This window comes from Phenylobacterium sp., from assembly GCF_036723115.1.
Lineage (GTDB): Bacteria > Pseudomonadota > Alphaproteobacteria > Caulobacterales > Caulobacteraceae > Phenylobacterium.
Window position 1 is genome coordinate 1,259 of record NZ_DAIMHV010000048.1, and the last position, 17,574, is coordinate 18,832.

Below are 17,574 nucleotides of genomic sequence, written 5' to 3' on the forward strand. Positions count from 1 at the left end.
CATACCGTAGAGAGCGCCCCTCGAACCCCCGCCGCAGCCTGCGGGGGCTGCGGCGGGGAGGGGCTGACGGACAAGGGGTTAGCCGTCAGGCCTTGGGGAAGGCGATGCTGGTGGAGAGGCCGGCCCAGTCGCCGATTTCGCTGGTCATCTGGCCCATCTTGCGCAGGGCGTAGTGCAGGGCGTCTTCGCCCAGCAGCAGCCGCAAGGGCGCATCCTCGGCGCCGGCGATCTTCAGTATGGCCTGGGCCGCCCGGGCGGGATCGCCGCTTTCCTGGCCGGCGTGCGCGGCCAGCAGGCGAGGGGCGAGATGGGCGGTCTCGGCATAGTCCTCGATCACCTGGGCGGCCCGGGTGAGCGAGGCGCCGGCATAGGCGGTGCGCAGGCCGCCCGGCGCCACATTGGTCACCTTGATCCCCAGGGGGCCGACCTCCTGGGCGAGGGTCTCGCCGATCCCTTCCAGGGCGAACTTGCTGGCGCAATAGATCCCCGTGCCGGCCCAGGCGGCCAGGCCGCTGACCGACGTCACGTTGATCACATGGCCTGAGCGCCGCGCGCGCATGCCGGGGAGGGCCGCGCGCAGGACCGCCAGAGGGCCGAAGACATTGGCCTCGAACTGCGCCCGCACCTCGGCGGGGCTGGCCTCCTCCACCGCTCCGGTCAGGCCGTAGCCGGCATTGTTGACCAGGATGTCGATGCGCCCGGCCAGGGCTTGCGCGCCGGCCACGGCGTCCTGGACGGTCGCCTCGTCGGTGACGTCGGCGACAAAGGGATGGGCGCCGGGCCCCAGGTCCGCAAAGGCCTGGACGTCGGCGGCCTTGCGCACGGTCCCGGCCACCGTGTCGCCCGAGGCCAGGACAGCCTGGGCCAGGGCCCGCCCGAGGCCGGAGCTGACGCCCGTGATGAACCAGATCCTGCCCATGTCAGTAGGGGGCGTCGCCCTTGGCCCAGAGGCGGTGCATGGTGCGGAAGTACTTGGTGTCGTCATAGAGGGTGCCGGTGTGCAGGGTGCAGCGGTTGTCCCACATGAGCACGTCGCCCACCCGCCACTTGTGCCGGTAGATGAAGGGCTCCTGGGTCACGAACGCCACCAGTTCGTCCACCAGCTTCAGGCCGGCCTCGGTCTCCATCCCCACCACATGGGTCACCGTGCCGGTGGAGGGCCACAGCGCCTTGCGGCCGTCGGCCGGGTGGGTGCGCACCAGCGGGTGCTCCACGTCGGGATTGGCGGCCTTCATCTCCTCCGACAGCTCCTGGCGGCCGAATTCCCGGGTGGCCATGAAGTGCTGATAGGAGTGATGCAGCTTCAGGCCCTCCAGTTGCGCCTGGCGTTCGGCGGAAAGGGCGTTCCAGGCCGCGCATCCGTCGGCGATGAGGGTGTCGGATCCCTCGTCGGGCACCTCGACCGCATAGAGCATGGTGCACATGACCGGCTCGGGCTTGTAGGAATAGTCGGTGTGCCAGCCCACCCCGTCATTGTGGGCGCCGATGGGCCGCCCATCCACCACGCGGTTGGACAGGACGAAGACCTCCGGATGGCCGGGCAGGGTGAACTGGGTCTGGGTGTGGCCCTCGGGCTCGCCGAACAGGGCCACGAAGTCCACCAGCTGCCGCGGCTCCAGCGATTGGTCGCGCACCAGCAGTGCGCCGTGGCGGTGGAAAACGTCCACCACCCCCGCCAGGGTTTCGCCGTCGGCCCGGCCCAGGTCCACGTCCAGGACCTCGGCCCCGAAGCCGGGCTTGAGCTCCCGCGTCTTGAGTTGAACAGCGATGGTCATGGGCGCCCTCCGGCAGGTCTGAGGCTTGGACCCTAGCGCGGGCCGCGGCTCTCCGTCTTATCCCTCCGCGCACGAAACCTTGCCTGTCGCGAGGGGCGCGGGGGGCGCGGCGCCTGTTCCCTGACCTTTTCCGCCCGGAAACCGGGCGCCGCCCCGTCCGAGCCCGCGGCCGGGCAAGTTGTCGTGCGCCTGTGTGCAAGACCCCGTCCGGGGCGCGGCCTTAGCCTGAGGGTGTTGTCGCCCCCTCAAAGCCAAGGCGGAGTTCCATGCCCAAGAGCCAGCTCACCGACGCCTTCTTCGAGAGCCTGACCTCCTCGATGGAGGGGTTCGAGACCGCCGTCACCCTGCCGCCCGCCTGCTATGTGGACGGCGACTTCTATGAGTTCGAGAAGGAGGCGGTGTTCAATCACGAGTGGCTGTGCGTCGGCCGCGAGGCGTGGGTGAAGGCCCCTGGCGACTATTTCACCACCACCATCATCGGCGAGCCGGTCGTCGTGGCGCGCACTCGTCAGGGCGAACTGGTGGCCATGAGCTCGGTCTGTCAGCACCGGGCCATGCTGGTGGCCGAAGGGCGCGGCAACGCCCGGGGCTTTCTCTGCCCCTATCACCACTGGACCTATGGCCTGGACGGCCGGCTGATCAATGCGCCGGCCATGGAGCAGACCTGCGGCTTCGACAAGTCCAAGATCGCCCTGCCGCGCTTCAAGGTGGAGGTCTGGCTGGGCTTCATCTTCATCAATTTCGACGCGGCGGCCGCGCCGCTCGCCCCGCGCCTGACCGACATCGCCGAGGCCCTGGCGGCCTACGACCTGGAGAATGCGGAGGGGCCGCCGCCCGAGCCCGCCGCCAAGTATCCGTGGAACTGGAAGGTGATGTTCGAGAACAACAACGACGGCTATCACGCCAGCCGTCTGCACCAGGGGCCGCTGCACGACTTCGTGCCCAGCGCCCAGTCGGTCTTCCCCGAGGCGCCGGAGGGGGCGGCGGGCTATCTGCGCTTCAACGGCACCCTGCACCCCGACGCCAGCTTCAACGTCACCCAGAAGGCCCTGCTGCCGGTCTTCCCCAAGCTGACGGAGGTGGAGCGCAACCGCATGACCTTCGCCAACATCCCGCCCACCCTGTCCCTGGTGGTGACCAGCGACATGGTGATCTATCTGATCGTCCGCGCCGACGGGCCGGAGAGCCATGAGATGGACACCGGCCTGCTGTTCGCGCCCGGCGCCATGGAAGACCCGGCCTTCGAGCACAAGCTGAACATGAACATGGCCGCCGCCGGGGCGATCATCAGCCAGGACCTGCATGTGGACGGGCTGGTGCAGGCGGGCCTGCGTTCCCGCTTCGCCATCCGGGGCCGCTATTCCTGGCAGGAGGGGGCCCAGATCGCCTTCAACCGCTGGCTCACCCCGCGCTATCAGCAGACCTGGAAGGCGCAAGGCGGCCAGCCCCGACAGGCGGTGCAGGCGTGAGCGCCCCGGCCGAACGCCTGCCGGTCGTCTTCTTCGGCCATGGCAGCCCGATGATCGCCCTGGAGACCAACGCCACGACGGAGGCCTGGGCGCAGATCGGCGCCTCCATCGGAAAGCCGCGCGGGATCGTCTGCATCTCCGCCCACTGGCTCACCCGCGGGGTGGCGGTGACGGCCATGACCCGGCCGCCCACCATCCACGACTTCGGCGCCTCATTTCCCCAGGCCCTGTTCGACGTGCAGTATCCGGCGCCGGGCGATCCTGGCCTCGCCCGCGAGGTGGCGGATCTGCTCGCGCCCCTGCCTGTGACCCAGGACCAGGGCTGGGGCCTCGACCATGGGACGTGGTCGGTGCTCTGCAAGGCCTATCCGCAGGCCGATGTGCCGGTGGTCCAGCTCTCCATGGACGCCAGCCAGCCGCCGGCCTGGCACTTCGAGATCGGGCGCAAGCTGGCGCCCCTGCGCGAGGCGGGCGTGCTGATCATCGGCACGGGCAACATCGTCCACAATCTGCCGGCCATGGACTGGGGCGCCCGTCACCGTCCCGCCTATGACTGGGCCAAGGCCTTCAACGACCACGTCACCGGCGCCATCGCCGCCGACGAGCCGGGCAAGGTCATCGCCTTCGAGCGCCAGGGTGAGGCTGCGGCGCGATCGGTGCCGACGCCGGACCACTACTGGCCGCTCCTCTATGTGCTCGGCGCCCGCCTGCCCGGGGACCGCGCCGTCTTCGGCCCCGACCACATCGAACACGGCTCGCTCAGCATGACGACGGTCATGCTGGACAGCCGCCCGCCCGCGGCCAAGGCCGCCTGACGCGTTCCTTCCAGGACATCCCATGGCCTTCATCTGCGAGCCTGCCGACACCCGCCTCGACACCCTGCCGGGCGCCCTTCACCGACTGGACGCCCGGCCGGCGACCGTCCACTGGGGCTATTTCGACCCCGCCCGCGCCCCGGCCCTGCGGGTGCGCAGCGGCGACCTGGTGCAGGCCGAGGCCATCACCCACCACGCCGGCGACGACCCCGACCTGATGATGGACGAGGCGGTCCACGCCATCTTCCGCGAGATCCCCGAGGCCGACCGCAATCCCGGCGTGCACATCATGACGGGGCCGATCCATGTGGAGGGCGCTGAACCCGGCGACATGCTGGAGGTGCGCTATCTGAAGATGACGCCCCGCTGCAACTACGGCTCCAACCTGGCCGCGAACTGGGGCCACCTCTATGAGGAGTTCGGGCAGAAGGAGCGGGTCACCATCTATGAGCTGGACCCCAACGCCAACACGGCCAGCGCCCTCTATGCCTACGACTTTCCCGGCAAGTATCTGACGCCGGGGACCATGACCCGCTGCCCCGCCTGCGATCGGCAGTCGGCCCTGCCGGGCGTGCGCGTGCCTGTCCGTCCCCACCTGGGCACGGCCGGCGTCGCCCCCGATGTGAGCGGCCGGGTCAGCACCATTCCGCCGGGCCTGCACGGCGGCAATATCGACAACTGGCGCATCGGCGCGGGCGCGACCATGTATTATCCGGTGCAGGTGGACGGCGCGCTCTTCTCCATTGGCGATCCCCATGTGAGCCAGGGGGACGGAGAGATTTCGGGCACGGCCATCGAGGCCTCGCTCAACGTGCTGATGCAGATCATCCTGCGCAAGGACTTCAGCTTTCCCTCACCCCTGCTGGAGACGCCCAACTACTGGATCGTCCACGGCTTCGATCCCGACCTGAACCAGGCCATGAAGAACGCCTCCCTCGACATGCTCCACCTGCTGCATGAGCATCAGGGCCTGTCGCGGAATGACGCCTATTCGCTCATGAGCGTGGCTTCCGACTTCGCCATCACCCAGGTGGTGGACGGAACCCAGGGAATTCATGTGCGAATGCCCCGGGGCATCTTTCCGGCCAAGGGGACTGTGAAGGACGTTCTCTAGAAGCGCGTTCCGATCAGTGGAGCCGGCTGTCGGTTCACAACGCGGGTCCGATTCACCTGGAGATGCGGGCGGTTGAAGGCCTGGCAATTCACCACCGACGCCTATCTGAAGGCCGAGCGCCGACAGGCCTGGCGCGAGGCCATGCAGCGCCTGCGCCTGCCGGTGGGCGATCTGCCGGCTCAGGACGTCTTCCACGCCCAGGTGTCCAGCCTGACCTCGCCCATGGGGGTGGAATTCGCCGTCGTCGCCTCCACCCCCCAGGAGATTTCCGGCCGCAACACCGATCAGCCCGCCGCCGTCTGGTTGGCGGTCCTGCTGGAGGGGAAGGCCAGGCTCAGCGACGCGGAGCAGGATATCGCCGTCGCCCCAGGCGACATCGTCTTCGGTTCCACCGGCCAGGCTGCGGCCCTGCGGCTGCTCAGTCGCTTCCGGCTGCTGTTCATCACCGCGCCCCGGGTGGCGCTGGACCACCGGCTGCTGGCGCCGGGCGCCGTCCGCATCGGCCACCTGCCGGCCGGCGAGGGGGTGAACCACGTCTTTTCGGGCCTGCTCCGGGCTACGGCCGAGGCCCTGGACGATCTGACCGCCGACCAGTTGCGGCCGGTGGAGCTGGCGCTCACCGAGTTCCTGGTGGCCTGTCTCGCCCAGGCCGGCGGGGCGGCGGCCAGCGGCGGCGCCGAGGGGGCGCGGATGGCCCAGATGCGCCGCGTCCGCCAGACCATCGAGGTGCTGCTGGCCGAGCCGGACCTGACCCTGCGCCGGGTGGCCGATGAGGACGGGGTTTCGCCCCGCTACCTGCAGAAGCTGTTCGCCAGCCAGGGCCAGAGCTTCACCGGCTATGTGCGCGCCCGGCGGCTGGAACGATGCCGCGCCGACCTGGCCAGCCCGGCCTGCGCCCAGCTTTCCATCTCGGAAATCTGCTTCCGCTGGGGGTTCAACGGTTCAGCCCATTTCAGCCGCGCCTTCCGCGACGCCTATGGCGTCTCGCCCCGCGCTTATCGCCGCGCGGCTGGCGGCCGTCAGGCCTAGAGCGCGTTCCGATAAGGGGAACCGGTTATCGGATAGAAGCGCGCTCAAGTCATTGAAATTAGAGCGTAATTCAACGATCAGACGGTTCCGTCTGATCGCATCAGGCTCTAGGCTGCGGCGCTGAGCTCGCTCAGCGTGGGCATGGCGCTGGCCGCGCCCGGACGGGTGACGGACAGGGCCGCAGCCCGGTTGGCGAACGCCAAGGCCTTGTCCAGCGACCAGCCCTGGTCCAACCCCGCGGCCAGGGCGCCGCAGAAACAGTCCCCGGCGCCGGTGGTGTCCACCGCCTCGACCCGGGCGCCCGGAATTCGCCAGACGTCATCGCCATGCACCGCGACCACGCCCGAGGCGCCCAGGGTGGCGATGATGGTCTGGCCGGGCTCCGCCACGCCGCGGGCGGCGGCGGCGGCGGCCTGCGGATCCGAGGGCTCGGCGTCCAGACCGGCATAGCGGGCCAGTTCCGCCTCGTTCAACACCAGCATGTCAGCCAGATGCAGCAGGCTGCGCCCCTCCGCCAGGGCCGGGGCGGTGTTGAGGATCTTGATGGAGCGCTGAGCTTCGGGGCGGCGGAAAAGGGCCTCGATGGCCTCCAGGGTCGCCTCGAACTGGGTCAGCATCACCCGCGGCTCGGCGAGGTCGGCCGCCAGAGCCTGAGAGGCGCCAAAGAGGGCGTTGGCCCCCGGCGCCACCACGATCATGTTGCGGGCGGCGTCATCGACGGTGATGAAGGCTTGGCCGGTGGGGGCGGCCGTGTGGATCACCTGGCCGGTGTCCACGCCGGCGGCCGACAAGAAGGCCAGCATGCGCTCGCCGGCGCGATCGCGGCCCACGGCGCCCAGCAGGTGGACGACCGCGCCCAGCCGGGCGGCGGCCACCGCCTGATTGGCGCCCTTGCCGCCGGGATGATCGGCCAGGTCATGGGCGGCTGTCGTCTCACCCCACCGGGGCAGTTCGGCGACCTGGGCCACATGATCCAGATTGATGCCGCCCAGCACGCAGACCGCCATGACGTCCCTCCTGACTGACCTCACGACCTAGGACATTCCCAGTGAAATGTCAGCGGCTGCGGATGGCTGGGCCTGCCCCCGGTGACCGATCAGATCGCCTTGGCGTGTCTCTGGGCGTCGGGCTCAAGATAGGCGTCGAAAAGCGCGCAAACCGAACGCACCAGCACCCGGCCGCGAAGGGTCACGTCCAGGCGTTCGCCGTCCCATGTCGCCAGACCGTCCTCCAGGAAGGGAGCCAGTCGCGCCAAGGGGCCGGACAGTTCGGCCAGGTCCCGGCCGTGGCGGGCGCAGGCCGCCGCCAGGTCCACGGCGAAGTCGCACATCAGCCGCTCGATGATGTCGGCGCGGAACCGGTCGTCGTCGCTCAAGGCCACGCCGCGGGCCACGGGCAGCCGCCCATCCACCACCGCGTGACGCCAGCCCAGTTCCTGGGCGATGTTCTGGACATAGCCCTTGGGCGAGACGCCGATGGCCGAGGCGCCCAGCCCCAGAAGGGTGGTGGCGTCATCTGTTGTGTAGCCCTGGAAGTTCCGGTGCATGCGCCCGGTCAGATTGGCCTTGGCCAGTTCATCCTCAGGCAGGGCGAAATGGTCCAGGCCGATCTGCACATAGCCGGCCTGCGTCAGGCGTTCAGCCGCGGCGTGGCTCTGCTCCAGACGCTCGGCGGGACCGGGCAGGGCGGCCTCGTCGATCAGCTGCTGATGCGCCTTCATCCAGGGCACATGGGCGTAGCCGAACAGGGCCAGCCGCTCAGGCCGCAGGGGTAGAATGGCTTCGAGGGTGGCCAGGGTGTTGCGGGTGGTCTGATGGGGCAGGCCGTACATCAGGTCGAGATTGACCGAGGCCACGCCGGCGGCCCTCAGGGCCTCCACGCAGTCGGCGATCTCGTCGAAGCTCTCCCGACGGTTCACCGCGGCCTGCACCTGGGGATCGAGATTTTGCACCCCCAGGCTGGCCCGGTTCAGGCCGTGGCGGGCGGCCGCGGCGATCCATTCGCCAGACAGGACCGCGGGGTCCAGTTCGGCGGCGATCTCCGCGCCCTCCTCCAGGTGGAAGGTGTGGCGCAGGCCGTCGAAGATGATGGCCAGCTCCTCGACGCTCAGCATGTTGGGGGTGCCGCCGCCCAGATGCACCGCCTTGGCCGGCAGTCGCCCGGGCAGCGCCTCGCCCAGCAGATGCATCTCCCGCATGAGCAGGTTCACATAGTCGCGCACCGGACCATGGGTGTTCACCGCCCGGGTGTTGCATCCGCAGTACCAGCAGAGCCGCGCACAGAAGGGGATGTGCAGATAGAGCGACACCGCCTCGTCCAGGGGCAGGGCCGCCAGCCAGCTCCGGTAGACAGCCTCATCCACTTCGGGCGTGAACTGGACCGCGGTGGGATAGCTGGTGTAGCGCGGCGCGCGGCCGTCATATCGGGCGATCAGGTGGGCTTCGGCCGGGGCCTTGGGATCGTAGTGGACGGTCATGGTCGGAGCCTCGAGCGGGCGGGCAGGGCAAAAAAGGGGGTCTGCGCCTTGCGGACGCAGACCCAGGCGACAGGAGATTGTTCGCCGGCGCGGCGCTGATCGCTTCGGGTGGGGCGTCGCGATCAGGGGGATCGCCGCGCCGGCTGACGCCGGAGCCGGGCTATTCGGCAAGTCGCTCCAGCGCGTCCCAGCGCTTGACCCGGAAGCGGCGGCAGCCGTCGAACTCCACGACGGAGGCGCCCTGCAACTGGGTCAGCATTCGCGATACGGTTTCAATGGTCAGGCCCAGATAGTCGGCCATGTCCTGGCGGCCCATGGGCAGGGCGATGGCCTCGGCCTGGCTGTCGCGCTCGGCCAGGTCCATGAGGAAGGAGGCGACTTTTTCGCAGGCTGTCTTGCGGCCCAGCACCAGCAGGTGCTCCTGGGCGCGTTCCAGCTCGCGGCGGGTGGCTTCCCAGATGGCGCGATCGATCTCGCCGTCGCCGGCGAAGGCCTGGAGGGAGGAACGCTTGACCACCAGCAGGGCGGCGTCGGAAAGGGCTTCCGCCGAGAAGCGGTGCAGGGCGCCGGTCTCCAGCCCCACGAGATCGCCCGGATAGTAGAAGGCGCCCACCTGGCGGCGACCGTCGCTCAGCAGTCGGGTGGTGCGAACCGCGCCGCTGACCACCAGATAGATCAGGTCGGCCTCCTCATCCTGGCAGAAGATCTCCTCGTCCTTGGCGAAGTTCATCTTCAGGCCCAGCCGCGTCATGACATCGGCGATGGCGGGGGTGGCGGGGTGACGATCGGCGGCGTAGGCGAGGGTCATGGGGTGTTCCTTGATCCGATGCCTGATCCTCGCCCAGGGCCTGCGTCGCCGAAATTCGGGGGGGCTCCCTAAGTAGTCCTACGGAGGCGGCTCGCAGGCGGCGCCCGGAAGGAAGCGGAGGCTCATGCTGCGCGCCCGGGCCGCCTCGCGCCTTGAGCCAGGTCAAGGCCTGCGCCGGTCCTTCAGTCACATGATCGGCGGGGTTGGAGGCGCAGACCATGACCGCACGCACCAGGCAGATCCTGCTGATCAACGGCCACCCCGATCCGCGCCCCGAGCGGTTCTGCGCGGCCCTGACCGAAGCCTATCGGCGCGGCGCCCAGCGAGCGGGCCATTCCGTCCTGCAGGTGGATGTGGGGACATTGGACCTGCCGCTGGTGGCCTCCCAGGCCGACTTCACCGCCCCCCCGCCGCCAAGGGTGGTCGAGTTGCAGGAGGCCCTGAAGGCGGCCGATCATCTGGTGCTCATCTATCCGCTCTGGCTCGGTGGGCCGCCGGCGAGGCTCAAGGCCTTTCTGGAGCAAGTGTTCCGCTACGGCGTGGCCCTGTCGGCGCCGGGGGAGGCGGGCGGCCTGAAGCGGCTCCTCTCCGGCCGTTCGGCCCGGGTGGTGGTGACCATGGGGATGCCAGGGCCGGTCTTCCGCACGGTCTTCCTCGCCCACGGACTGAAGAGCGTCAGCCGGGGCATCCTGTGGATTTCCGGCATGTCGCCGGTGCGCGAGACGGTGATCGGTTCGGTGGAGGCCACAGACCCCTCCTACCGGCTGAGCTGGCTGTCCCGGCTGGAGCGTCTGGGCGCCCGGGGCCTGTGAGGACGCGGTTGCTCAGGCCGGGACGATCTCACGCAGGCGCGCCACCAGCAGATCGCCCAGCAGGGGCTTTTCCACCACCGCGGCCTGCAGTCGCGCCGCCCGGGCGCGGACCTCAGGTTTGGGATTGCTGGTGATCAGTATGGCCGGCGCGGCCACGCCGCGTCCGCGCAGGGTCTCCAGCACGTCCAGACCATTCAGCTTGTCGAGCCTGTAGTCGAAGACCAGACAGGCGGCCTCGGCGTCGGGGCGCGTGATCAGTTCGTCGCTGGTCTCGAAGGCTTCCACCTCATAGCCCTCGATCTCGAGGGCGAAGGTCAAGGCCTGGCGCAGGGCGGCGTCGTCGTCGAGCAGGATGATCTTGGGCGAGGACAAGGTCGAAGGGCCTGGCGGAAGCTGGAGCCTCCCTGTTTGGCCGGACCCGCCTTTGCGGGCTTTGATCCATCGCAAATCCCGCGCGCTCAGCCGCGAGCCAGCAACACCATCCGGACCAGTTCCGAAAGGCCCCGCGCGCCGGTCTTGGACATGACATTGGCCCGGTAGACCTCCACGGTCCGGGGGCTGATCCCCAGCTCGTGGGCGATGATCTTGTTCAGCTTGCCCTCGACCACCCCGTCCATGACCTCTCGCTCCCTTGGCGAAAGCGCCTCGATCAGGCCTCGGATGCGGTCGCGCTCGGGGTCGTGGCTCTCGGGCGAGGCCTGGGTCTGGGCGTTGCGGATGGCGCTGAGCAGGGACTCGTCGTCGAACGGCTTTTCCAGGAAGTCGACCACCCCCGACTTCATGGCCTCCACGGCCAGCGGCACGTCCCCATGCCCGGTGATGACGATCACCGGATGGGCGGCCCCCCGGCTCTTGAGCTGTCGGACAAGCTCCAGCCCCGACATTTCCGGCATGCGGATGTCGGTCACCACCACCCCGCCGCCGGCCTCATCCAGGGCGCCCAGGAAGGCGACGGCGGACTCATAGGTCCGCGCGGTCATGCCGGCCGTGTCGAGGAGGAAGGCGAGGGAGTCCCTCATCCCCTCGTCGTCGTCGATCACATGCACCACCGAATCAGTCATCGGCCAACTCCTCACGCCGCACGCTGCGCAGGGTGAAGCGGAAGATCGTGCCGCCGCCGGGATTGCCCTCGGCCCAGATCCGCCCCCCGTGCGCCTCCACGATCGTTCGAGAGATCGAGAGGCCCACACCCATACCGTGAGCCTTCGTGGTGACAAAAGGCTGGAAGAGCTGTTCGGCCATTCCAGGATCGATCCCGGGGCCGGTGTCGATCACCGCCACCTCCACCAGGTCCTCCGGCAGGCTTCGGCTGACCACCGTCAGGTCGCGGCGCAGGCCGCCCTCCATGGCGTCGATGGCGTTGCGCATCAGGTTCAGCACCACCTGCTGCACTTGCACCTTGTCGGCCAGGACGAGCTCTGCGCGGCGGTCCAGGTCGAAGCGCAGCCGGACCCCCTGTTCCTTGGCGCCGATCATGGCCAGGGCGCCGGCCTCCTCCAGCAACTGCGGCAGGTTCTCGATGCGCCGGTCGGCCTCGCCTTTGGAGACGAAGTCCCGAAGTCGGCGAATGATCTGTCCCGCCCGCAGGGCCTGCTCGGCGGCGTTGGCCAGCGCGCCCTTGATCTTCGGCCGATCGGGCGGGTCCATGTCCAGCAGCCGCTCGGACCCCTTCACATAGTTGGCGATGGCCGAGAGCGGCTGGTTGAGTTCGTGGGCGAGCGCCGAGGCCATTTCCCCAAGCGCGGTCAGGCGGGAAACGTGGACCAGCTCCGACTGGAGATCCTGCACCCGGCGTTCGGTGCTCTGGCGCTCGGTCAGGTCGCGGACGAAGCCGGTAAAGAAGCGCCCGCCCTCGGTCTGCATCTCGCCCACGGCCAGTTCCATCGGGAAGGTGGAACCGTCCTTGCGTTCACCCACCACCACCCGGCCGATGCCGATGATGCGGCGCTCGCCGGTCTTCAGATAGCGCGCGAGATAGGCGTCGTGCTGCTCACGGTAGGGGCTGGGCATGAGGGTCGAGACGTTACGGCCCAGAGCCTCGTCCGCCCGCCAGCCGAACAGCCGCTCGGCGGCGAGGCTGAAGGTGCGCATCAGGCCCTGGTCGTCGATCACGATCAGGGCGTCGGGAACGGTGTCGAGGATCGAGCGCAGCCGCGCCTCGCTCTCGGCCAGGTGCAATATGGCCTCGGACCCCTCGAGAGTTCGCCGCTGGTGCAGGTGACCGGCGATGGCCACCGCCACGCCCGAAATCGCAAACAGCAGGCTGTCGAGCAGGTTGCCGGGATCCGACAGGATGGCGCCGCGCAGGGCGAAGAGAGAAACCGCCAGCCCGCCCAGGGTCGCGACCAGGGCCGGTCCAAAGCCGCCCAGCAAGGCGCCGGCCACGGCCGCGGGCAGAAAGATCACATAGAGGGTGCGCTCGCCCACCGCCGGAGCGAGGATGAAATAGGCGGCGGCCGAAATCAGGGTGGCCAGGGCCGAAATCAGATAGGGCGCCCAACGGCCCAGACGCCGCGCGGGATGCGAATGGAAGAACCAGGGCATGAGACTGCGGTAAGAGCCCCGGGGGACCTTGGCAAGCCGCCGGGCCGCCAGGGGCCGTCGCGGCTCGCCCAAGGCGAGGTCTGCTCAGAACTACTTCTGGCCGAACTTCGACCAGACGCTGACGCTCAGCAGGGTCACCGCAAAGGCGGCGAAGGTGGCCAGGACCAGGCCCAGGTAGAGATTTTCAGCGGTCATGGGATAGTCTCCTCAAGTTCGAGGCGAACTGTCCCTCATCATGACGTGGCCTTCCATTCCGGTCCTCGCCCTAGGTAATCGTACGGAGGCGGGCGATGATGGGCGTGACGGTAGTCTTCAGGCGTGCTGATGAATCTGCGAGGCGATCATGAACCGTGTCAGACGTTCGGGTCTTGCGGCCCTGTTGATCCTGGGGGTTTCAGCCTGCACGACGCGTCCGCCTCTGGAAGCGCCTGCGCCCCTGAGCCCCGCGGCCGAACGGGGGCGCAGCTTCGCTCTCCGGGCCTGCGGCGGATGCCACGCCCTGGACGGCGCGCGGGAGGGGCCCAACGCCGTCGCGCCCGCCTTCGCCTCCATCCGCCTGCGTCACACAGAAATCAGCCTTGAGCGAAACCTCGAAGCCATCGCGCGCGAGGGACATGGCGAGATGCCGCCCATCTATATGACGCGGTCGGAGATCGATGATCTCGTGGCCTATATCGAAACCCTGACGCCGGGCGCGCGCCTGCCGCAGCGGGCGGCGGCGTCCGCACGGCTCGGCGGGACCTGAGGCCGCCTCCACGAATCGCGCGCGGGCTTGAGGGGCCTCAGAAGCTCAGGCTCGCGGCGACGATCACCGCGGCGACCATGGCGGCGGCCACCATGATCCAGAACATGGGGGGAAGCCTCACGCCCGCACGATTGTCCGGCTGGGCCGGCAGGGGCGGTTGAGCCTCTCCGGCATCAGGCAGGGGGGACCGTGCGCCCCCGGCCTCGGAGTCGGTGCCAGGCGGCGAAAGCCCGGGGTCGAACACCGGCTCTGCGGCGTTCGGGCGATCACGCCACTGGGCGTCCTTGGTCTGCAGGGGATGGGTCATGGAGGGTCAACCCGCCAGTGGCGGATCGCGTTCCGCGCGGCGCGCGCCCGGCGGGCCTGATTCTGCGCCTTCCTCGCCCACATGGTGCTCGATGCGTCCGGCGTCCACCTCGGCTTGAGCAAAGACCTCTTCCTGCCCAGAGGCGGCGAGGGGCGTCGACTGTTCGCCTTCGACCTGAAGGTGGTTCAGAGCCTGCTGCAGGGCTGCGGCCATGTCGATCGCCTCGACCTTGAACCGCCTCAAAGCCTGGGCCTCGGGACGATCCCCAAGGCGGATTTCAATGGTCCAGCGGGCCATGTGGGCGTCCTCGCGCAGCTACGCCCTGGCGGGCCAGCGGAGAACGTCCGGGGCGGGGGCGGGTTTCGCCCACGAAAAAGGGGCCGGCTTTCGCCGGCCCCCTCGTCGGTCGCGATGACCTCGGACGTCAGGCGTCCTGCAGGTTGGCCGCAGACATCTTGCCGTTGCGGGCGTCGCGTTGCAGCTCGTAGCCGATCTTCTGGCCTTCATGCAGCGACGCCATGCCGGCGCGTTCAACGGCCGAGATGTGGACGAAAACGTCCGCGCCGCCGTCGTCCGGCTGAATGAAGCCAAAGCCCTTTTGGCCGTTGAACCACTTCACGGTTCCAGTGCTCATGTCGATCCCTTTCCGGGTCTGAGAATTCACCCGCCCAAGAGCGGCCGGGAGATCAAATTTTCGGAGAGGGTCGGGGTGTCAATTCGCTCAGATCAGGGATCGAGCAGTAGATTGCAGGCGAGCCAAAACGATATTCGATAAGATCATCATTGCAGAAATTCGCCCTCGCGCCAATGGCTATTTTTTGGGCGGCCCGCGACATGGCCGGATTTTACATGTAGGATGTCAGAGAAATCTCAATCTTCTCCGGTCTTTCGGCGCCCGCCGCGATCCTCGCAGCGGGTGTTGGGCCGGTCTGACAAGGAGCCCTTCATGCGCGAGACCCGCGACCGCATCGTCTTCACGGTGGCCCGTCACGATGGAGCCTGGGCCGTGGAACAGGACGGCGCCTTCTCCGACCACACCCCGCACAAGGAAGAAGCCAAGGCCGCGGCCAATCGCCGTGCGCGCGCCGCTCAGGACCAGGGCCAGGCCTGCCAGGTTCGGGTCAGCGGCGAACACGGCTTCTTCGCCGCCTGACGACGGGCGGGCCGCGGCCCGCCTGCGCCCTCAGGGATTGGGGGGCGCGTTTTCCGAGTGACCGGCTTGCCCGGCCGGGTCGCTATGGGCCTCGGCCGGCACACCGCCGGGCTCGCCATAGCCGGGGGTCTGTCCGGCCGGTCCGCCGCTCAGGCCCGGCACGGCCGTAGCGCCCGCCGGCGCGCCTTCCGGCGTTTCCACCAGGCCCGCGCCGCCTTCGCCGGGATAGGTCGGTGCGGCGTCGCCATCGAGGCGGTCGCCCGCGCGCGTCTGCTCGCCCTGGCCGCACGCCGCCAGCATCAGGGTCGAGGCGAGGGTCAGAACGCCTGCGGACTTCAGGGCGGTGGACGGGATCTTCATGGGGCTCTCCTGAGGGGCTGTGACAGCCAAGCCTGGCCATCGGCCAATCAATGCAGGGAAAAGAGGCGCGGTTCCCTCGCTTCATCGGCGCGGCTCAACAGGGGTTGAGGGGCAAGCTTGGCCGGGGCAGTCTTCGAATCCAGCCCGTTCGGCCCGCGCCACCCGCCTCATCCGGAGATGCCCATGAACCCCTCCCGCACATCCGGCGCGTCTCGCGCAGGTCTCCTCTCCCTGGCCCTGGGCGGCGCCCTTTTGCTCGGGGCGTGCAGCGGGCAGGCCGATGCGCCGCCGGAAGTCGCCACCCGACAGGACGGGTTCGAAGCCCTGGGCGCGGCTTTCAAGACGATCAATGACCAGCTCAAGTCGGCCTCGCCGGACATGGCCGCCATCGGCGACGCGGCTGAGCGGATGGAGGCGATCGCCCAGGAAGTCCCGGATTGGTTCCCCGCCGGCTCCGGCCAGGGCGAGGGCTTCGACACCGACGCCCTGGCCGCCATCTGGGAGCAGCCGGAGCGATTCGCCGCCGCGTCCGACCAGCTGAAGGCGGCCACCGCGGCCCTGCGGCAGGCGGCGGCGACCGGGGACGCAGCCGCGGTTCAGGCCCAGGTTCCGCAGGTCGGCGCGGCCTGCAAGAACTGCCACGAAACCTTCCGGGCCAAGTAGGGCTGTGGGCGCGACTCAATCCACGGCCGTCTGGGACCTGCCCACCCGGGTGGTCCACTGGGCCCTGGCCATCCTGGTGGTGGCCGCCTGGCTCACCGCCGACGGGCCGACCATGCAGGTCCACAGGGTGATCGGCTATGTCATCCTGGGGCTCGTGGTCTTCCGCCTCTACTGGGGCGTGGCCGGCGGCTCCACCGCCCGATTCTCGGACTTTCTCCGCGGACCTTCGGCGGTCATCGCCCATCTGCGGGGGTCTGGGCCAGCGCGATTCGGCCACAATCCCCTCGGGGCCTTGAGCGTCGTCCTCCTGCTCGCCCTTCTGGTCAGTCAGGTGGGGCTTGGCCTTTTCGCGGTGGACGTGGACGGCATGGAGTCGGGGCCTCTGGCCCGCTTCGTCAGCTACGGCGCCGGGCGCCAGGCCGCCGAGTGGCACGAGTTGAACTTCCGCGCCTTGCAGGCCGCCATCGTCCTGCACCTGCTCGCCATCGCCTGGTACGCCCTGGTCAAGCGCCGCAATTTGGTGGGACCCATGATCACCGGCCGCGATCCCAGCCCGGGACTTGAAGGCGGCCTCACGCCGGCGCCGCTCTGGCGGCTGGCCCTGGGCGTCGTCCTGGCGGCCGGGGTGGCGGTGCTGGTGGCCCAGTCGGGCTGAAGGGGCGGGGGAACGTTCCGGACGTCGGGCCCAAGCACGTGCTTTTCGCCGATAATCGGTTCCCACCCGCCGGAAGCCGCTCTAGTCAGCAGCCATGATCCTGACCCTCTCCTGCGCCGATCGGCGTGGCATTGTCAGCCGCGTGGCGGGCTTCCTGTTCGAGCGCGGCGCCAACATCATCGACGCCCAGCAGTTCGGCGACACCGAGACCGGCCGCTTTTTCATGCGGGTGGTGTTTGACGCCGGCGAGGCCGCGGTCGACGACCTGCGCACAGCCTTCGCCCCGGTGGCGGAGGACTTCGCCATGGCCTGGACCTTGCGCGATCCGGCCGTGCGCCGCCGGGTGATGATCCTGGCCTCGCAGGCCGATCACTGCCTGTCCGACCTCATCTGGCGCTGGCGCCGGGGGGAGCTTCCCATGGATGTCTGCGCGGTGGTCTCCAACCATCCGCGCGAAACCTATTCCAGCGTGGATCTCTCAGACCTGCCCTTCCACCACCTGCCGGTGGGGCGCGACACCAAGCTGGAGCAGGAAGCCGCCCTCTGGAGCCTGATCCAGCAGACGGGCGCCGAGCTGGTGGTGCTGGCGCGCTATATGCAGATCCTGTCCGATGGCCTGGCCGCCAAGCTGGAGGGGCGCTGCATCAACATCCACCACTCCTTCCTGCCCGGCTTCAAGGGCGCGCGCCCCTACCATCAGGCCCATGCCCGCGGCGTGAAGGTGATCGGCGCCACGGCCCACTATGTCACCGCCGACCTCGATGAAGGGCCGATCATCGAGCAGGACGTGGAGCGCATCAGCCACCGCGACACCCCCGCCGCCCTGATCCGCAAGGGCCGCGATATCGA

At 69.1% G+C, this 17,574-nt stretch carries 22 protein-coding genes; 10 read left to right on the forward strand and 12 right to left on the reverse strand.

Translation table 11 applies throughout. From position 1 onward, the window contains the following. Positions 1-85: 85 nt before the first annotated feature. Together V7D28_RS07125 and V7D28_RS07130 are read right to left on the reverse strand one after the other, a co-directional pair. Positions 86-919, reverse strand: coding sequence for an oxidoreductase (locus V7D28_RS07125; RefSeq protein ID WP_333586681.1), 834 nt, complete (start codon positions 917-919; stop codon positions 86-88). Between the two features lies 1 nt (position 920). Further along, entirely contained in the window at positions 921-1,775 is an 855-nt protein-coding gene (locus tag V7D28_RS07130; RefSeq protein ID WP_333586682.1) for a TauD/TfdA dioxygenase family protein, read from the reverse strand. Between the two features lie 266 nt (positions 1,776-2,041). On the opposite strand from V7D28_RS07130, the gene V7D28_RS07135 reads away from it, so the two are divergent. From V7D28_RS07135 to V7D28_RS07150, 4 genes are all read left to right on the forward strand, one after another. Beyond that, the gene (locus V7D28_RS07135) at positions 2,042-3,244 is read left to right on the forward strand and encodes an aromatic ring-hydroxylating oxygenase subunit alpha (protein ID WP_333586683.1); all 1,203 of its coding nucleotides are present in this window, start codon (positions 2,042-2,044) and stop codon (positions 3,242-3,244) included. Further along, on the forward strand, positions 3,241-4,059 hold the full coding sequence (gene ygiD, locus V7D28_RS07140; RefSeq protein ID WP_333586684.1) for a 4,5-DOPA dioxygenase extradiol: 819 nt from the start codon (positions 3,241-3,243) through the stop codon (positions 4,057-4,059). The genes V7D28_RS07135 and ygiD overlap by 4 nt, the downstream gene beginning before the upstream one ends. A gap of 22 nt (positions 4,060-4,081) precedes the next feature. Then, positions 4,082-5,173, forward strand: a complete 1,092-nt coding sequence (locus V7D28_RS07145; protein ID WP_333586685.1) for an acetamidase/formamidase family protein — start codon at positions 4,082-4,084, stop codon at positions 5,171-5,173. 72 nt (positions 5,174-5,245) lie between these two features. After that, on the forward strand, positions 5,246-6,202 hold the full coding sequence (locus tag V7D28_RS07150; RefSeq protein ID WP_333586686.1) for a helix-turn-helix domain-containing protein: 957 nt from the start codon (positions 5,246-5,248) through the stop codon (positions 6,200-6,202). 107 nt (positions 6,203-6,309) lie between these two features. On the opposite strand, the gene V7D28_RS07155 is transcribed toward V7D28_RS07150, so the two are convergent. The 3 genes from V7D28_RS07155 to V7D28_RS07165 all read right to left on the reverse strand — a co-directional run bounded on the left by V7D28_RS07155 (position 6,310) and on the right by V7D28_RS07165 (position 9,486). Further along, positions 6,310-7,209: a ribokinase gene (locus V7D28_RS07155; RefSeq protein WP_333586687.1), complete on the reverse strand. Its 900-nt coding sequence runs from the start codon at positions 7,207-7,209 to the stop codon at positions 6,310-6,312. An 89-nt stretch (positions 7,210-7,298) separates the two neighbouring features. Further along, positions 7,299-8,678, reverse strand: coding sequence for an oxygen-independent coproporphyrinogen III oxidase (hemN, locus tag V7D28_RS07160; RefSeq protein ID WP_333586688.1), 1,380 nt, complete (start codon positions 8,676-8,678; stop codon positions 7,299-7,301). Positions 8,679-8,838: 160 nt separating this feature from the next. After that, positions 8,839-9,486: a helix-turn-helix domain-containing protein gene (locus tag V7D28_RS07165; RefSeq protein WP_333586689.1), complete on the reverse strand. Its 648-nt coding sequence runs from the start codon at positions 9,484-9,486 to the stop codon at positions 8,839-8,841. Positions 9,487-9,704: 218 nt separating this feature from the next. Between V7D28_RS07165 and V7D28_RS07170 the strand changes: the two genes are divergently transcribed. Then, complete coding sequence (locus V7D28_RS07170; RefSeq protein ID WP_333586690.1) at positions 9,705-10,298, forward strand: NAD(P)H-dependent oxidoreductase; 594 nt, start codon at positions 9,705-9,707, stop codon at positions 10,296-10,298. A gap of 12 nt (positions 10,299-10,310) precedes the next feature. Here the strand turns inward: V7D28_RS07170 and V7D28_RS07175 are convergent, their stop codons facing one another. The 3 genes from V7D28_RS07175 to V7D28_RS07185 all read right to left on the reverse strand — a co-directional run bounded on the left by V7D28_RS07175 (position 10,311) and on the right by V7D28_RS07185 (position 12,914). Continuing rightward, entirely contained in the window at positions 10,311-10,670 is a 360-nt protein-coding gene (locus V7D28_RS07175) for a response regulator (RefSeq protein WP_333586691.1), read from the reverse strand. Between the two features lie 86 nt (positions 10,671-10,756). Then, the gene (gene fixJ / locus V7D28_RS07180; protein ID WP_333586692.1) at positions 10,757-11,359 is read right to left on the reverse strand and encodes a response regulator FixJ; all 603 of its coding nucleotides are present in this window, start codon (positions 11,357-11,359) and stop codon (positions 10,757-10,759) included. Then, a complete protein-coding gene (locus V7D28_RS07185; protein WP_333586693.1) occupies positions 11,352-12,914 on the reverse strand; it encodes a PAS domain S-box protein in 1,563 nt (520 codons plus the stop codon). Before V7D28_RS07185 ends, fixJ begins: the two co-directional genes overlap by 8 nt. Positions 12,915-13,185: 271 nt before the next feature. Between V7D28_RS07185 and V7D28_RS07190 the strand changes: the two genes are divergently transcribed. Beyond that, the gene (locus V7D28_RS07190; protein ID WP_333586694.1) at positions 13,186-13,587 is read left to right on the forward strand and encodes a c-type cytochrome; all 402 of its coding nucleotides are present in this window, start codon (positions 13,186-13,188) and stop codon (positions 13,585-13,587) included. 37 nt (positions 13,588-13,624) lie between these two features. Here the strand turns inward: V7D28_RS07190 and V7D28_RS07195 are convergent, their stop codons facing one another. The 3 genes from V7D28_RS07195 to V7D28_RS07205 all read right to left on the reverse strand — a co-directional run bounded on the left by V7D28_RS07195 (position 13,625) and on the right by V7D28_RS07205 (position 14,528). Next, on the reverse strand, positions 13,625-13,894 hold the full coding sequence (locus tag V7D28_RS07195; RefSeq protein ID WP_333586695.1) for a hypothetical protein: 270 nt from the start codon (positions 13,892-13,894) through the stop codon (positions 13,625-13,627). Between the two features lie 6 nt (positions 13,895-13,900). Beyond that, positions 13,901-14,191: a hypothetical protein gene (locus V7D28_RS07200; RefSeq protein WP_333586696.1), complete on the reverse strand. Its 291-nt coding sequence runs from the start codon at positions 14,189-14,191 to the stop codon at positions 13,901-13,903. 127 nt (positions 14,192-14,318) lie between these two features. Further along, the gene (locus V7D28_RS07205; RefSeq protein ID WP_333586697.1) at positions 14,319-14,528 is read right to left on the reverse strand and encodes a cold-shock protein; all 210 of its coding nucleotides are present in this window, start codon (positions 14,526-14,528) and stop codon (positions 14,319-14,321) included. A 312-nt stretch (positions 14,529-14,840) separates the two neighbouring features. Between V7D28_RS07205 and V7D28_RS07210 the strand changes: the two genes are divergently transcribed. Further along, positions 14,841-15,047 carry a DUF2188 domain-containing protein gene (locus tag V7D28_RS07210; RefSeq protein ID WP_333586698.1) on the forward strand — a complete coding sequence of 69 codons (207 nt, stop codon included), beginning with the start codon at positions 14,841-14,843 and terminating at the stop codon, positions 15,045-15,047. A gap of 30 nt (positions 15,048-15,077) precedes the next feature. Here V7D28_RS07210 and V7D28_RS07215 read toward each other — a convergent pair whose 3' ends face one another. Continuing rightward, a complete protein-coding gene (locus tag V7D28_RS07215) occupies positions 15,078-15,407 on the reverse strand; it encodes a hypothetical protein (RefSeq protein WP_333586699.1) in 330 nt (109 codons plus the stop codon). Positions 15,408-15,590: 183 nt separating this feature from the next. Here V7D28_RS07215 and V7D28_RS07220 point away from each other — a divergent pair, with 183 nt between their 5' ends. From V7D28_RS07220 to purU, 3 genes are all read left to right on the forward strand, one after another. Continuing rightward, positions 15,591-16,070 (forward strand): c-type cytochrome, encoded by a 480-nt coding sequence (locus tag V7D28_RS07220; protein ID WP_333586700.1) that lies wholly within the window; start codon positions 15,591-15,593, stop codon positions 16,068-16,070. A gap of 4 nt (positions 16,071-16,074) precedes the next feature. Beyond that, positions 16,075-16,725, forward strand: coding sequence for a cytochrome b/b6 domain-containing protein (locus V7D28_RS07225; protein WP_333586701.1), 651 nt, complete (start codon positions 16,075-16,077; stop codon positions 16,723-16,725). Between the two features lie 94 nt (positions 16,726-16,819). Further along, a partial coding sequence (purU, locus tag V7D28_RS07230) for a formyltetrahydrofolate deformylase (protein ID WP_333586702.1) occupies positions 16,820-17,574 on the forward strand: 755 nt, incomplete at its 3' end.

What these genes read in the sequence shown, in the direction of transcription:
- V7D28_RS07220 (WP_333586700.1), top strand. Translation starts at nt 15,591, where the DNA reads ATGAACCCCTCCCGCACATCCGGCGCGTCTCGCGCAGGTCTCCTCTCC.
- V7D28_RS07215 (WP_333586699.1), bottom strand. Translation starts at nt 15,407, where the DNA reads ATGAAGATCCCGTCCACCGCCCTGAAGTCCGCAGGCGTTCTGACCCTC.
- V7D28_RS07135 (WP_333586683.1), top strand. Translation starts at nt 2,042, where the DNA reads ATGCCCAAGAGCCAGCTCACCGACGCCTTCTTCGAGAGCCTGACCTCC.
- V7D28_RS07210 (WP_333586698.1), top strand. Translation starts at nt 14,841, where the DNA reads ATGCGCGAGACCCGCGACCGCATCGTCTTCACGGTGGCCCGTCACGAT.
- V7D28_RS07125 (WP_333586681.1), bottom strand. Translation starts at nt 919, where the DNA reads ATGGGCAGGATCTGGTTCATCACGGGCGTCAGCTCCGGCCTCGGGCGG.
- V7D28_RS07205 (WP_333586697.1), bottom strand. Translation starts at nt 14,528, where the DNA reads ATGAGCACTGGAACCGTGAAGTGGTTCAACGGCCAAAAGGGCTTTGGC.
- V7D28_RS07200 (WP_333586696.1), bottom strand. Translation starts at nt 14,191, where the DNA reads ATGGCCCGCTGGACCATTGAAATCCGCCTTGGGGATCGTCCCGAGGCC.
- fixJ (WP_333586692.1), bottom strand. Translation starts at nt 11,359, where the DNA reads ATGACTGATTCGGTGGTGCATGTGATCGACGACGACGAGGGGATGAGG.
- V7D28_RS07155 (WP_333586687.1), bottom strand. Translation starts at nt 7,209, where the DNA reads ATGGCGGTCTGCGTGCTGGGCGGCATCAATCTGGATCATGTGGCCCAG.
- V7D28_RS07145 (WP_333586685.1), top strand. Translation starts at nt 4,082, where the DNA reads ATGGCCTTCATCTGCGAGCCTGCCGACACCCGCCTCGACACCCTGCCG.
- V7D28_RS07170 (WP_333586690.1), top strand. Translation starts at nt 9,705, where the DNA reads ATGACCGCACGCACCAGGCAGATCCTGCTGATCAACGGCCACCCCGAT.
- V7D28_RS07165 (WP_333586689.1), bottom strand. Translation starts at nt 9,486, where the DNA reads ATGACCCTCGCCTACGCCGCCGATCGTCACCCCGCCACCCCCGCCATC.
- V7D28_RS07190 (WP_333586694.1), top strand. Translation starts at nt 13,186, where the DNA reads ATGAACCGTGTCAGACGTTCGGGTCTTGCGGCCCTGTTGATCCTGGGG.
- hemN (WP_333586688.1), bottom strand. Translation starts at nt 8,678, where the DNA reads ATGACCGTCCACTACGATCCCAAGGCCCCGGCCGAAGCCCACCTGATC.
- V7D28_RS07130 (WP_333586682.1), bottom strand. Translation starts at nt 1,775, where the DNA reads ATGACCATCGCTGTTCAACTCAAGACGCGGGAGCTCAAGCCCGGCTTC.
- V7D28_RS07195 (WP_333586695.1), bottom strand. Translation starts at nt 13,894, where the DNA reads ATGACCCATCCCCTGCAGACCAAGGACGCCCAGTGGCGTGATCGCCCG.